The following is a 12,865-nucleotide window of genomic DNA, read 5'->3' as shown; positions in this document are numbered from 1 at the left end:
AACTGCATGGACATCGCTTCCCCGGTCACCGAACCACATGCCATCGTGCCGGATTTTCCCGGTTTTCTGGCCCGGATCGGCCAGAAATTGCCGGCTCACTGCATCCTGACGCGGGTCGATCAGACACGCGTCTACGAGTGCGACGGCCTGTCGCTGTACCGTGAACTGCCGCCTGTGGTGGTGCTGCCGGAAAACGAGGCGCAGGTCATTGAACTGCTGAAGGCCTGTCACGAGCACAATGTGCCGGTGGTGCCGCGCGGTTCCGGCACCGGGCTGTCAGGGGGCGCCACCCCGCACCCGCAGGGTGTGGTGATCGGGCTGGCCAAATTGAACCGCATCGTGCGCCTGGACCCCGAAACCTGTATGGCCGTGGTGGGGCCCGGCGTGCGCAATCTGGCGATCTCCGAGGCGGCCGCGCCCCATGGCCTGTACTACGCGCCCGATCCTTCCAGCCAGATCGCCTGCTCGATAGGCGGCAACGTGGCGGAAAACTCCGGCGGGGTGCATTGCCTGAAGTACGGCTTGACGGTACACAACGTGCTGCGGGTGCGGATGGTCACCATCGAGGGCGAAGTCATCGAGCTCGGGGGCGAGGCGCCCGATGCGCCGGGCCTGAATTTGTTGCAGGCGTTTATCGGCTCCGAGGGCATGCTGGGCCTGGTGACCGAAGTCACCGTGCGCCTGATTCCGCGTCCACAGCTGGCGCAGGTGGTGATGGCCAGCTTCCCCGGGGTGGAGATGGCGGGCGAGGGCGTGACGCGCATCATCGCCGATGGCATCATCCCGGCCGGGCTGGAACTGATGGACAAGCGCGCGGTGCGCATGGTCGAGCCCTTTGTGAAGGCCGGCTACGACCTGGATGCCGAGGCCATCCTGCTGTGCGAGTCCGATGGCACGCCCGACGAGGTCGCCGAAGAGATCGCCCGGGTCGAGGCCTTGTTGCGGGAGGCCGGCGCGACCCGGCTGCAGGTGTCTTCCTCCGAGGCTGAACGGCTGAAATTCTGGGCTGGCCGCAAAAACGCCTTTCCCGCCGCCGGCCGGATCTCGCCCGACTACTATTGCATGGATGGCACCATTCCGCGCCGGCATCTGGGCAAAGTGCTGAGCGCCATCGCCGACATGGAAGGCCAGTTCAAGCTGCGCTGCTCGAATGTCTTTCATGCCGGGGACGGCAACCTGCATCCGCTCATTCTGTTCGATGCCAACCAGCCCGACGAGGTCGAACGCGCGGAAGCCTTTGGCGCGGCCATCCTGGAACTCTGTGTCCGGGTGGGGGGCACCATCACGGGGGAACACGGGGTGGGCCTCGAGAAGATGAACCAGATGTGCTCGCAGTTCTCGCGCGAGGAACTCGACGCGTTCTCGGCGCTCAAGCGGGCATTCGACCCCTACGGCCTGCTCAATCCGCTCAAGCTCATTCCGACCCTGGTGCGTTGCGCCGAGTATGGAAAAATGCATGTCCATCAGGGTGAGCTGAGCTTTCCCGACATTCCCCGATTCTAAAGTGGTCCTATGGAATTCGTCCTGTCTGAACTGAGCGAGCAGGTGGTCGCGGCGCGCGCCGCCCAGCGACCGCTCCTGATCCGCGGAGGCGGCACGCGCCTCTTTTATGGTGAGCCGCTGCCATCAGGCGATGCGGTCAGCTGGCTGGACCTGTCGGAGTATCGCGGGGTGGTGGGCTATGAGCCCTCCGAACTGGTGCTCACTGCGCGCGCCGGCACGCCGTTGACGGAAATCGAAGACCTGCTGGCTTCCCAGGGCCAGATGCTGGCGTTCGAGCCGCCCCGTTTTGGCGCGGCAGGGACGCTGGGCGGCTGCGTGGCGACGGGGCTGTCCGGTCCGCGCCGCATGGCTGCGGGCGCGCTGGCCGACTTTGTACTCGGCACGCGGCTGCTCGGCGCCGAGGGCAATGTCTTGCGCTTTGGCGGCGAAGTCATGAAGAACGTGGCCGGCTATGATGTGTCGCGGTTGCTGGCGGGCTCGCTGGGCGTCCTGGGAGCATTGGTGGAAATCTCCATCAAGGTCATGCCTCGGCCCCGATTCGAGGCCACGCGGGTGCTGGCGGTGGACGAAGCCACCGCCCTGCGTCGGTGCCTGTCCTGGCGCGCAAAGCCACTTCCCATTTCGGCCACGGCCTGGCTGGATGATCCGCAACAGGGCGGCCGGTTGGCGGTCCGGCTGTCGGGCAATGAATCCGCGGTCCGTCAGGCTCAGACGACCATTGGTGGCGAGTCATTGAACGACGCCGAGGCCGCCGCCTTCTGGCTGGGGTTGCGCGATCAGACGTATGCCTTCTTCCGCCAGCGCCCGCTGTGGCGCGTCAGCTTGCCGCCCCGGGTGCCCGCACTGGGCCTGGGGCCGACCCTGCATGAATGGGGTGGGGGTTTGCGCTGGCTGGCCGGCGATCAGGATGCGGCGGCTCTGCGCGCACGGGTACAGGCGCTGGGCGGTTCCGCCGGCCTCTATCACCGCGGCGGCGTGTCCCGGGATGTTCCCACCTTTCATCCGCTCTCGTCCGGTGTGATGCAGATCCACCGGCGGCTCAAACAAGAATTTGACCCGACCGGGGTTTTCAATGCCCGTCGGCTGGTTCCGGAATTCTGAGGATCGATCATGCAAACCCAACTTGCCGACTGGGCGCGCGACACGGATGTCGGCCGTGAAGCCGATGAAATCCTGCGTCGCTGCGTACATTGCGGCTTCTGTCTGGCGACCTGTCCCACCTACCAGATTCTGGGGGACGAGCTGGACAGCCCGCGCGGCCGGATCTATCAGATCAAGCAGGTGCTGGAAGGCGCCCAGCCCACTTATGTGACCCAGCAGCACCTGGATCGCTGTCTGACCTGCCGCAATTGCGAAACCACCTGTCCGTCGGGTGTGGAATACGGCAAGCTGGTGGACATTGGCCGCCAGTTGGTCAGCGATCGCGTGGAACGCCCCTGGAACCAGCGCCTGTTGCGCGTTGTCCTGCGCCGCTTGCTGATGTCGCCCGCGTTCGGCACCCTGTACAGGATCGGGCGCTGGGTGCGTCCGGTGCTGCCCGCGATGCTGAAGGCCAAGATTGCCGCCGCGCGGCCGGCCGGACCCCTGCCGGATCAGCCGGGGCGCCATGCCCGCCAGGTGCTGATGCTGGCCAATTGTGTGCAGCCGGCCATGCTGCCGTCCATCGATTTCGCGACGCAGCGCGTGCTGGATGCTGTCGGGGTCGGCACGCGGTTCGCTGCGCGATCCGGCTGTTGTGGGGCCATCAATTTCCACCTGGATGCCCAGGAAGCCGCCCGCGACCAGATGCGCGCCAATGTGGACGCCTGGCTGCCGCTGCTGGAATCCGGCCAGGTCGAGGCCGTGGTCGTCAACGCATCGGGCTGCGGCGGCATGATCAAGGACTATGCGCACCATCTTCAGTACGATCCGGTCTATGCCGAGCGTGCGGCGCGGCTGATGCCCTACGTGAAAGACATTGCCGAGTTCCTGGCGCCTCTGGCCGCCGACGTGCGCGCGAAAATGCGCCGCGCGCCCGGCCGCTGCGCCTTTCACCCGCCCTGCACTCTGCAGCACTGGCAGGGCTTGCGTCCCCTGACCGAGCGTCTGCTGACGGAACTGGGCTTCGATCTGCAGGCCTTCGGCGAATCCCACTTGTGTTGCGGTTCGGCGGGGACGTATTCCATCACGCAGCCGGCGCTATCCGTGTCACTGAGAGACCGCAAGCTGCAGGCCATCCAGACGACGCTGCCCGATACCATCGTGTCCTCCAACGTCGGCTGCATCTGTCACTTGCAAGGGGGGACTCAGACCCCGGTGCGCCACTGGATCGAGACGGTCGACGAGGCCCTGCATGGTTGACGCAACCCGGATTGCGGATGGGATGCCGGCGCCCGGTGCCCGGATCGTGGTCGGCATGTCCGGCGGTGTGGATTCGTCGGTTTCCGCGTGGCTGTTGAAGCAGCAGGGCTACCAGGTCATCGGCCTGTTCATGAAAAACTGGGAAGATGACGACGACAGCGAGTACTGCTCGTCACGCCAGGACTGGCTGGATGCAGCCAGCGTGGCTGACGTGGTCGGGGTGGACATCGAGGCAGTCAATTTCGCCGCCGAATACAAGGACCGCGTCTTCGCCGAATTCCTGCGGGAATATTCCGCCGGACGCACGCCCAATCCGGACGTGTTGTGTAACGCCGAAATCAAGTTCAAGGCCTTCCTGGATCATGCCATGAGCCTGGGGGCGGACTACATTGCCACCGGACACTACGCCCGGGTGCGGCGTGTCCGTACGGATGCCGGTGTGCGCAGCCAACTGCTCAAGGCGGTCGATGCCACCAAGGATCAGAGCTATTTCCTGCATCGCCTGAACCAGGCCCAGCTATCGCGCACCGTCTTTCCCCTGGGGGAAGTGCGCAAGACCGAGGTGCGTCGCATCGCGCACGAGATTGGCTTGCCCAACGCCGCCAAGAAAGATTCCACCGGCATCTGCTTCATCGGCGAACGGCCATTCCGGGAATTCCTGAACCGGTATCTGCCGACCAGGCCGGGTCCCATGCGCACACCCGAGGGGCTGCCGCTGGGCGAGCACCAGGGGCTGGCCTTCTACACACTGGGGCAGCGCAAGGGCCTGGGGATCGGCGGCGTGCAGGGTGCGCAGCGCGACGATGGCACGGCGGACGCCTGGTACGTGGCCCGCAAGAGCATGGCGGACAATACCCTGTATGTGGTCCAGGGGCACGATCACCCCTGGCTGCTCAGCCCGACCCTGACCGCCCAGGATGCCAGCTGGGTGGCCGGCGAGCCACCCACGCCCGGCGCCTATGGTGCCAAGACGCGCTACCGCCAGGCGGATGCGCCCTGCACGCTCAGCGTGCGCGACGCGGCGGCGTTCAGCCTGGCGTTCCAGGATCCGCAGTGGGCCGTGACGCCCGGCCAGTCGGCCGTGCTGTATGACGGGGAGATCTGCCTGGGAGGCGGGATCATCGCCTGATGAGGATCAGGCGGCGGGCGGGCGCGTCGAGACGAACGATGGCCGGGTTTCGAGTTTCTCGGCCAGACGGGCCAGATTGGGGTATTGCGACCGCCAGTCCAGTTCCGGACTGCGCAGGTCCAGGTAGCCCAGGGCGGCGCCGACGGCGATGTCGGCCAGGCACAGATTGACGCTCGTGCAATAGGGCTGTTCGCCCAGCAAGGTGTTCATGTAGTCCAGACCGGCCTGGATCTTGGCGGTCTGCCGCTGGACCCAATCAGTGTTGCGTTGGGCTTCGGGCCTGCGATGGGTTTCCAGGAACGCGGCAGCTGCCGCGTCCATGATGCCGTCGGCGGTGGCTTCCCAGCGCTTGACCTCGATGCGTTCCCGGCCCGGCGGCGGGATCAGGCGCCCGACGGGCGAAAGCGTGTCCAGATATTCCACGATGACGCGCGAATCGAACAGGGCTTCGTTTTCGTCGAGGAGGAGGCAGGGGACCTTGCCAAGGGGATTGTGCGCGGTCACCTGATTCCCGGCCGCCCAGGGGTCGTCAAGGATCAGTTCATAGTCGAGTTTTTTCTCCGCCAGCACGATCCGGACCTTGCGGACGTAGGGGCTGGTCAGGGAACCGATTAATCTCATGGCGAAGCAGGGGTAGTCCAAGGCAAAAAAAGTATAGCAGGGCAGTGGAGGGGATCCAGATCCAGTACGCGACGAATCCGGTTTTTCACAGGATTTTACGACTGGGTGTGGTATATCCGCCCACTCCCGGTCACGGGCTTGACACCTGGGGTCAAATGATAAAATCGCGGCTTGACCACTTGCGATTATCCGCTGGCGACCCTATGGGTATCTGTTTCCAGCGGGCGTTCGCGTCCTGTCCCGGGTTGCCTGCCGGCGCTCACTTTCATTGCTGATTCCCTCACATGCAGATCGATTCCACCCCGAGCGCCCTGAATGCGCTGTCGCCCCTGGACGGGCGTTACGCGGCAAAAGCCGACCCCCTGAGACCCTTCCTGTCCGAGGCCGGTTTTATGGCCCATCGCGTCGAGGTCGAAATCGCCTGGCTGATCGGGCTTGCCGATGCCGGGCTGCCCGAACTGCCGGCCTTTTCTCCGGCGACGCGGGCGCGGCTGCAGGCGCTGGTGCGGGATTTTTCCGAAGCCGACGCTGCGCGCATCAAGGCTATCGAGCGCACCACCAACCATGACGTCAAAGCGGTCGAGTACTGGCTGAAGGAGCAGGTTGCCGATGACGCCGAGCTATCGCAGGCGGCGGAATTTATTCATTTCGCCTGCACATCCGAGGACATCAACAATACCTCGCATGCCCTGATGCTGGGTCGCGCACGGTCGCAGTGCGTGGTGCCCGTGCTGGAAACCGTGGCAGCGCGCCTGCGTGAACTGGCCCGCCAGCACGCCGGCCAACCGCTGTTGTCGCGCACCCATGGCCAGCCGGCCACGCCCAGCACCGTGGGCAAGGAATTCGCCAACGTCGTGGCCCGCCTGGATCGCGCGCTGGAGGCAATCCGCGCCGTGCAGCCGCTGGCCAAGATGAATGGCGCCACGGGCAATTACAACGCTCATCTGGCCGCCTATCCTGAGATCGATTGGCCAGCCTTCGCCGGCGGAGTCCTGGGCGGCCTGGGTCTGACCCAGAACCCATATTCCATCCAGATCGAGCCGCATGACTGGATGGCGGCGCTGTTCGATGCCATCGCCCGAGCCAACACCATCCTCCTGGATCTGAATCGGGACGTCTGGGGCTACATCTCGCTGGGCTACTTCAAGCAGCGTCTGAAGGAAGGCGAGGTCGGCTCGTCGACCATGCCGCACAAGGTCAATCCGATCGACTTCGAAAACTCGGAGGGCAATCTGGGCCTGGCCAATGCGGTCTTGCGGCATCTGTCGGAAAAACTGCCCGTGTCGCGTTGGCAGCGGGACCTGACCGACTCCACGGTGCTGCGCAATCTGGGTGTGGCGCTGGGCTATAGCCTGGTGGCCTATGACGCCTGCCTGCGCGGTCTGGGTAAGCTGGAACTGAATGCGGCGGCCATCGACGCCGACATCGACGCCTGCTGGGAAATCCTGGCCGAGCCGGTCCAGACCGTCATGCGGCGTTACGGTCTGCCGCAGCCCTACGAACAACTGAAGGCACTGACGCGTGGCAAGGGCATCACGCAAGACGCCCTGCGGGAATTCATTACGGGCCTGGATCTGCCCGCCGAACCGAAGGCGCGGCTGCTGGCCATGACGCCGCGCAGCTACGTCGGGCTGGCGGCAGAGCTGGCGGCGGCGGTGTAGTTCTAGCGGCTTTCATGCGTGTGAATGAGGCCTGGGACCGCAGGTATGGATGCGTTCCCGGGTAGAGCGGCCGATCAGTTTTTGCATGGCCTTGTGAATTCGTGTATTATTTCGTTCTTCGCAAAACTTGCGACGGGCTGTTAGCTCAGTTGGTAGAGCAGCGGACTCTTAATCCGTCGGTCGAGCGTTCGAGCCGCTCACAGCCCACCAGTACATGCGGGGCCCGGATGAAAATCCGGGTCTTTTTTGTATCAGACCCATTTGCCCGGGTTATCCTGATGAAGGATGCCAATTACCACCCGGCTGTTCAGTCAGGATAGTTTGTGTCTTTTTGAAACAGGCCTATCTTTATTGATGTGCATCGGTGAAACTAGCAAACGGGACAATTTATCCCTACACAGATATTAGGATTGACTTTGAAAACAGAAACAGGTGTCGTGAAGTGGTTCAACAACGACAAAGGCTTCGGCTTCATCACGCCGGATAATGGCGGAAAGGATCTCTTCGTACACTTCAGCGAGATTCAGGGCTCTGGTCATAAATCCCTCGAAGAAAACCAGCGCGTTTCCTTCGTGGTTGGCCAAGGGCAAAAAGGTCCTTGCGCGACGCAAGTCGCGGTGATCTAAAAACTACCAACCTGTTTGCTTAGGTAAACAGGTAGTTAGCGCAGTGTGGCGGGGCCCCTTGAAATATGGGGGTCCCGCCTTTTCGTTTGGCTACATGGGCGTCTTGCGGAATCTGCTATAAAAACAGCTATCGCAGCTTCGCAGGGTCAGAAGAATGTCCATTCAACGAATCAGCCAGATCGGCGCCGCGCTGTTTTTCCTCGTCCTGATCTCCGGCTGTGCTTCAGGCGGCGGTGGGTCCGCTGATGGCGGCGGGGCCGTCGGCCGTGACAGCCAGTGCCGGTGGAACCCCCGTAGTTGCATGTATGACGGTCAGTACGAGTCGGGGGAAAGCGACTACGCCGAACAAGAGGCCAAGCGCTTGAACCAGGCCCAGACTCTGCGGTTGCAACGTCATTTCGTCAAGTAGATGGACTGCTCGGGGGACGAAAGTATCGAGCTGGACTTCAGCCCGAAATAGGCCCGCTCCAGCGCGGCATCGGCATGCATGGCGGCCACCGTCCCTTCGAATCCCACCCGGCCACCCTCCAGTGTGTAGACACGGTCGGCCAGATCCAGAAACTTCACGTTCTGCTCGGCGACCAGCAGGGAAAGTCCGGTTTCGCGGAACTGCCCCAGGACCTGGATGACTTCCTTCACGAACAGTGGCGACAGTCCGGCCGAGGGCTCGTCCATGATCAAGAGCCTGGGGCGGCTGGCCAGTGCCTTTGCCACACCGAGGATCTTGCGTTGTCCCCCGGACAGGCTGCTGCCGGGATCGCGGCGCTTTTGCTTCAGGATGGGAAAGCGGTCATACAGCTGATCCAGTTGGCGCCTGGCCTGCGCGGGGGGCAGGGACTGACCGCCCAGCAGCAGGTTGTCCTGCACGCTCAGATCCAGAAAACAGCCGGTCTCGGACATGTAGGCGATGCCCGCGCGGATGCGGCGGTCCGTGCGTTCGCGGGTGATCGGTGCGCCGTTGAACCGGATGTCACCGCTCCACAGGGGAATGAGCCCCAGCACTGTCTGGATCAGCGTGGTCTTGCCCGCGCCATTGGCGCCGATCAGGACTACGGTTTCGTGGGTGGCAACGCTCAGGTCGACGTCCCACAGCGCCTGAATCCGGCCATGGCCGCCGCTCAGCCCGGAGACACGCAGCAGCTCAGTGCTCATCCGGGGCTCCCAGGAAGACTTCGATCACCTTCGGGTCGCGCATGGCCTGCGACAGCGGGCCGGCAAAGATGTTCCTGCCCGCGCTCAGCACGATCAGGCGGTCGGTCACCTGATCGACGAAATCCATCAGATGTTCCACGACCAGCAGGGCCATGCCGGACCTGGCCAGGGTGCGCAGACGCGCGGCGACCTGACTCAGTTCGGCCGGATTGAGCCCTGCGCCCAGTTCGTCCACGCACAGCAGCCGGGGCTGAGTGGCCAGGGCGCGCGCCAGATCCAGCATTTTCTGCTGGGCGCTGGTCAGTTCGGTGGCCAGCCGATCCGCCTGGTGGTCGAGTTCGACGAACTCCATCAGCGGCCCGATGTCGCTGCGCCTGGGGCGGCGTCCACCGTACCGCAAGGCGACCTCGATGTTCTGCCGTACGGTCAGCGATCTGAAGGGCTTGGGAATCTGGAAGCTGCGGTTGATGCCCAGATGCGCCAGCTGGTGGGCTGCGACGCCGCCGATGGACCTGTCCTGATAACGAAGGGTGCCGCCATCCGGGCGGTACAGGCCGGTGATGACGTTGATGCAGGTGGTCTTGCCCGAACCGTTGGGGCCCACCAACCCCAGGACCTCGCCTGGGCGTACGTCGAAGCTGACGCCGTCCAGGGCGTGGAAGCCGCCGAATGTCTTGACCAGGCCATCCACCACCAGCAGCGGCGCGGCATCAGCATCTGAAGTGACGGGTTCAAATGACATGGATCCCCCAACGCCGCAGAAGCGAGGCCAGCCCGTTGGGCAGAAACAGGACCAGGACCATGATGAGCAGGCCGTAGATCAGCTGGAAATATTGTGGTGCCGAGATACCGATGGTGTTGTAGAGCCCGTAAAGCAGCAGGACCCCCAGAATGGGCCCCAGGACGGTTCCCACGCCACCGAAGAGGGCGAATACCAGGGCGAAGATGCTGAAGTCCGGGCTGAAGACATTGTCGGGATAGAACACGGACACGTACCAGGCGAAATTGGCGCCGATCAGGCCGGCGACCAGGGCTGAGAGCAGCCAGGCCAGGATGCGGGTGCGCACCACGGGGATCCCCGCCATGGCCGCGCTGATCGGGTCGTCGCGTACCGCCTGCAGCGCCAGTCCCAGGGTGGCGTAGCGCAGCACCAGCACACAGGCGGTCGTCAACAGCAGGATGGCGACGGCAGCGCCGTAACTCAGTGTCGGTGCGAACGTGTCAGCCAGAGAGACGCCATAGGGGCCCTGCGTCAGGTCGGTCAGGGCGGGGTTGGAGACCACCTCGGCGATGGCGAGCGAAGCGGCCAGGTTGGCGATGGCGAAATACGCGCCCGACAAGCGCAGCAGCGGGGTCAGCACGCAGCCGAACAGGACTGAGGCGAGGGCCCCGGCACCCAACGCGACCCAGGGGCCGGTGTGCAGGTGCATGACCGCCAGAGCGAAGCCATAGGCTCCCGCGCCGAAGAACCCGACGTAGCCGAAGGGCAGGTAGCCGGTGAACCCGTAGAGGATGTTGACCCCCTGCGCCAGCACCATGAACACGATGAAATTGAACAGCAGCAGCTGGTTGGCATAGGCCAGGGGGGCCAGGGCCGCAACCAGCCCCAGCGAAATCAGGATCCACAGGCTGTTGCGCAGAGCACTCCTAGGCATGGCGCACCTCGTGTCCCAGCAATCCGCTGGGGCGGACCAGCAGGATGGCGATCAGCAGCAGATAGGGCAGCAGCGCGGCCCAGGAACTGAGGTAGGTCTGCATGAGCATGATGGAGATGCCGTAGATCAGGCCACCCAGGACGGTCCCCAGCGGACTGCCCAGCGAACCGACGATGATGACCGTGAAGGACTGGATCGTCAGGCTCACGCCGCTGGCCGGGCTGATACCGCCCAGCATGAAGGGCGCAAAGGCGCCCGCGACGGCGGCCAGCCCCAGTCCGATGCCAAAGGCCAGGCCGGAGATCCGGCCGACGTCGATGCCGCTGGCCAGCGCCTCGTGGCGGTCGGCCATGACTGCGCGGGTCAGCCGCCCGACGCGGGTGCGGTACAGGTACAGGAAGACCAGCAGGACGGCGATGGCGCTGGCGACGGCACTCCAGACCCAGGCGGCCGGAAAGGTCTGGCCCAGGATGTGGACCGGCTGCGTGCCCATGGCGCGGCCCGGGATGGATCGTTCAGAGGGACCCGCCACGATGGTCGTGACCGATTCGATGACCTGGGAAAAGCCGAAGAACAGGATGATTGAAAGCATCTCCGGGTCAGGGGCCTGCAGCAGGCGTGGCACCAGCAGGTAATACAGCGGAAAGCCGATGATGATGAAAACGATCAGAGAGATGACGGCCGCCAGGACCGGGCTGATGGCATAGGCGCCATACAGAGCGCCGGCCAGCAGCGCCCCCAGCATGACGAAGTCGCCATGAGCCAGGTTGACGATGCGCATCACGCCGAACACCAGATTCAGGCCCAGCCCCACCAGGCTGAAATACAGCCCGAAGAGAATGCCGGCCAGGATCGCATAGGCAAGCATGATGCGCGCCGGGCGGTTACTGGGCGGGTGCCGGGTAGACTGCCTTGCCCGTGGCGACTTCGGGCGGGTACACGATGGCGAACTTCAGTCCGCCCTTGCCGTCCGGCACCAGCTGTGCCAATGGCGTGATCTCGCCGACCTGGGCGCCGTGCTCGTCCAGTTTGAACGTGCCGTCCAGGGTCTTCAGTTTGCCCGACAGACTGAAGATGGCGGCGCGCAGGTCCAGCTGCTGCATGCTCTTCGTGCTGGCGAGCGCGTTCTCGATGATCAGGCCGGTGGTGTAGCCCGCCACGGAATTGAAGCCGAACGATACCTTGCTGTCCGGGTAGGCCTTGTCCCAGGCCTGGTGGAATTCAGGCAGATTCATGCCGTGCTCGACTTTGTATTCCACCACCGAGGACGTCGCATAGGTGTAGACATACTTCATGCTGTCCGCGCCGGCGGTCTTGAGCATATGGTCGGTCTCCAGGCCCGGGTAGATGTCGAACAGCCATTTGAAGTGCGTTCCGCTTTCGTGCAGGTTGCGCAGGAACGCCACGTCGTTGTCCGGGTAACCCATCTGCACCACGGCATCGGGCTGGGCGGCCTGGATGGCATTGATCAGCACGGTGTAGTTCGTGGTGCTGGTGGGCACGCCCTTGTCATACACGATGTCCAGCGGCGCGTGTGATTCCTGGATCATCTTGCGCACCGCATTGGCCTGGGTGGTGGTGTAGTCATTAGTCGCGTACAGCAGCGCGACTTTCTTGATGCCCAGCTTTGGGCCTTCGTGGATCAGGAAGTCGGCCGCGTATTTCGGCCAGATGGTCGAGACCGGGTCCGACATCAGCACGATGTAGGGATTGTCGCCCGCGAAGAATTTGCCGCCGGTGCCGGTGGTGTCGAGAAGCAGCATCTTGTGCTCGCGCGCGATGGGGACCGCCATCGAGGTCAGTACGGATCCGCTGTCCGACACCAGGATATCGACCTTGTCCTGGGTGATCAACTGGTTGTAGAGCGTCGCCGCCGTCGCGGTATTGCTCTGGTCGTCATAGGCGACGAGTTTGATCGGGATCCGCTTGCCGTAGGGTTTGACCATGACGCCGCCCTGGGCGTTCTCGATCCCGACCCAGAGTTTCAGGCCCAGATAGACCGGCATCGAGATTGCCGCGAACGGCCCCGAAGAGGCATACAAGGTCCCAATTTTGATCTCGGGTGGAGCGGTGGCTGCCGTGGTCAGAGCCGAAAACAAAAGCATCGAGCCGACCAGAAAAAAAGAGAGAAATCTGCGCAACATGAGAACCTCCTGCCTTGTGGACGGGGTCACTGGA

Annotated in this window: 13 protein-coding genes and 1 tRNA gene; 8 read left to right on the top strand and 6 right to left on the bottom strand. The window is 63.8% G+C overall.

Annotated features, from left to right (window positions below; translation table 11 throughout):
* Positions 1–6: 6 nt before the first annotated feature.
* From ABCV34_RS06815 to mnmA, 4 genes are read left to right on the top strand one after another with little or no spacing between them, the layout of a single operon-like run.
* The gene (locus ABCV34_RS06815) at positions 7–1,503 is read left to right on the top strand and encodes an FAD-linked oxidase C-terminal domain-containing protein (RefSeq protein ID WP_345798449.1); all 1,497 of its coding nucleotides are present in this window, start codon (positions 7–9) and stop codon (positions 1,501–1,503) included.
* A 9-nt stretch (positions 1,504–1,512) separates the two neighbouring features.
* Entirely contained in the window at positions 1,513–2,604 is a 1,092-nt protein-coding gene (gene glcE, locus ABCV34_RS06810) for a glycolate oxidase subunit GlcE (protein WP_345798448.1), read from the top strand.
* 9 nt (positions 2,605–2,613) lie between these two features.
* Positions 2,614–3,843 carry a glycolate oxidase subunit GlcF gene (glcF, locus tag ABCV34_RS06805; RefSeq protein WP_345798447.1) on the top strand — a complete coding sequence of 410 codons (1,230 nt, stop codon included), beginning with the start codon at positions 2,614–2,616 and terminating at the stop codon, positions 3,841–3,843.
* Between the two features lie 22 nt (positions 3,844–3,865).
* Positions 3,866–4,972 carry a tRNA 2-thiouridine(34) synthase MnmA gene (mnmA, locus tag ABCV34_RS06800; protein ID WP_345798725.1) on the top strand — a complete coding sequence of 369 codons (1,107 nt, stop codon included), beginning with the start codon at positions 3,866–3,868 and terminating at the stop codon, positions 4,970–4,972.
* A gap of 6 nt (positions 4,973–4,978) precedes the next feature.
* Here mnmA and ABCV34_RS06795 read toward each other — a convergent pair whose 3' ends face one another.
* Entirely contained in the window at positions 4,979–5,593 is a 615-nt protein-coding gene (locus ABCV34_RS06795; protein WP_345798446.1) for a glutathione S-transferase, read from the bottom strand.
* A 284-nt stretch (positions 5,594–5,877) separates the two neighbouring features.
* Between ABCV34_RS06795 and purB the strand changes: the two genes are divergently transcribed.
* The 4 genes from purB (at position 5,878) to ABCV34_RS06775 (ending at position 8,289) form a co-directional block, all read left to right on the top strand.
* On the top strand, positions 5,878–7,254 hold the full coding sequence (purB, locus tag ABCV34_RS06790) for an adenylosuccinate lyase (RefSeq protein WP_345798445.1): 1,377 nt from the start codon (positions 5,878–5,880) through the stop codon (positions 7,252–7,254).
* A 134-nt stretch (positions 7,255–7,388) separates the two neighbouring features.
* Positions 7,389–7,464, top strand: a tRNA-Lys gene (locus ABCV34_RS06785).
* 206 nt (positions 7,465–7,670) lie between these two features.
* Positions 7,671–7,880, top strand: coding sequence for a cold-shock protein (locus tag ABCV34_RS06780; protein WP_345798444.1), 210 nt, complete (start codon positions 7,671–7,673; stop codon positions 7,878–7,880).
* 154 nt (positions 7,881–8,034) lie between these two features.
* Entirely contained in the window at positions 8,035–8,289 is a 255-nt protein-coding gene (locus ABCV34_RS06775) for a hypothetical protein (RefSeq protein WP_345798443.1), read from the top strand.
* On the opposite strand, the gene ABCV34_RS06770 is transcribed toward ABCV34_RS06775, so the two are convergent.
* The 5 genes from ABCV34_RS06770 to ABCV34_RS06750 are packed head-to-tail and all read right to left on the bottom strand — an operon-like array spanning position 8,274 to position 12,831.
* Positions 8,274–9,032: an ABC transporter ATP-binding protein gene (locus ABCV34_RS06770; protein ID WP_345798442.1), complete on the bottom strand. Its 759-nt coding sequence runs from the start codon at positions 9,030–9,032 to the stop codon at positions 8,274–8,276. The genes ABCV34_RS06775 and ABCV34_RS06770 overlap by 16 nt on opposite strands.
* Entirely contained in the window at positions 9,022–9,774 is a 753-nt protein-coding gene (locus tag ABCV34_RS06765; protein WP_345798441.1) for an ABC transporter ATP-binding protein, read from the bottom strand. The genes ABCV34_RS06770 and ABCV34_RS06765 overlap by 11 nt, the downstream gene beginning before the upstream one ends.
* The gene (locus tag ABCV34_RS06760; protein ID WP_345798440.1) at positions 9,764–10,687 is read right to left on the bottom strand and encodes a branched-chain amino acid ABC transporter permease; all 924 of its coding nucleotides are present in this window, start codon (positions 10,685–10,687) and stop codon (positions 9,764–9,766) included. Before ABCV34_RS06760 ends, ABCV34_RS06765 begins: the two co-directional genes overlap by 11 nt.
* Entirely contained in the window at positions 10,680–11,555 is an 876-nt protein-coding gene (locus ABCV34_RS06755; protein ID WP_345798439.1) for a branched-chain amino acid ABC transporter permease, read from the bottom strand. Before ABCV34_RS06755 ends, ABCV34_RS06760 begins: the two co-directional genes overlap by 8 nt.
* Positions 11,556–11,571: 16 nt before the next feature.
* Complete coding sequence (locus tag ABCV34_RS06750; RefSeq protein WP_345798438.1) at positions 11,572–12,831, bottom strand: ABC transporter substrate-binding protein; 1,260 nt, start codon at positions 12,829–12,831, stop codon at positions 11,572–11,574.
* Between the last annotated feature and the right edge of the window lie 34 nt (positions 12,832–12,865).

This window comes from Castellaniella sp. MT123 (assembly GCF_039614765.1).
GTDB lineage: Bacteria > Pseudomonadota > Gammaproteobacteria > Burkholderiales > Burkholderiaceae_B > Castellaniella.
This window is presented reverse-complemented; position numbering and strand designations above follow the sequence as displayed.

What these genes read in the sequence shown, in the direction of transcription:
- ABCV34_RS06815 (WP_345798449.1), top strand. Translation starts at nt 7, where the DNA reads ATGGACATCGCTTCCCCGGTCACCGAACCACATGCCATCGTGCCGGAT.
- glcE (WP_345798448.1), top strand. Translation starts at nt 1,513, where the DNA reads ATGGAATTCGTCCTGTCTGAACTGAGCGAGCAGGTGGTCGCGGCGCGC.
- glcF (WP_345798447.1), top strand. Translation starts at nt 2,614, where the DNA reads ATGCAAACCCAACTTGCCGACTGGGCGCGCGACACGGATGTCGGCCGT.
- mnmA (WP_345798725.1), top strand. Translation starts at nt 3,866, where the DNA reads ATGCCGGCGCCCGGTGCCCGGATCGTGGTCGGCATGTCCGGCGGTGTG.
- ABCV34_RS06795 (WP_345798446.1), bottom strand. Translation starts at nt 5,593, where the DNA reads ATGAGATTAATCGGTTCCCTGACCAGCCCCTACGTCCGCAAGGTCCGG.
- purB (WP_345798445.1), top strand. Translation starts at nt 5,878, where the DNA reads ATGCAGATCGATTCCACCCCGAGCGCCCTGAATGCGCTGTCGCCCCTG.
- ABCV34_RS06775 (WP_345798443.1), top strand. Translation starts at nt 8,035, where the DNA reads ATGTCCATTCAACGAATCAGCCAGATCGGCGCCGCGCTGTTTTTCCTC.
- ABCV34_RS06770 (WP_345798442.1), bottom strand. Translation starts at nt 9,032, where the DNA reads ATGAGCACTGAGCTGCTGCGTGTCTCCGGGCTGAGCGGCGGCCATGGC.
- ABCV34_RS06765 (WP_345798441.1), bottom strand. Translation starts at nt 9,774, where the DNA reads ATGTCATTTGAACCCGTCACTTCAGATGCTGATGCCGCGCCGCTGCTG.
- ABCV34_RS06760 (WP_345798440.1), bottom strand. Translation starts at nt 10,687, where the DNA reads ATGCCTAGGAGTGCTCTGCGCAACAGCCTGTGGATCCTGATTTCGCTG.
- ABCV34_RS06755 (WP_345798439.1), bottom strand. Translation starts at nt 11,555, where the DNA reads ATGCTTGCCTATGCGATCCTGGCCGGCATTCTCTTCGGGCTGTATTTC.
- ABCV34_RS06750 (WP_345798438.1), bottom strand. Translation starts at nt 12,831, where the DNA reads ATGTTGCGCAGATTTCTCTCTTTTTTTCTGGTCGGCTCGATGCTTTTG.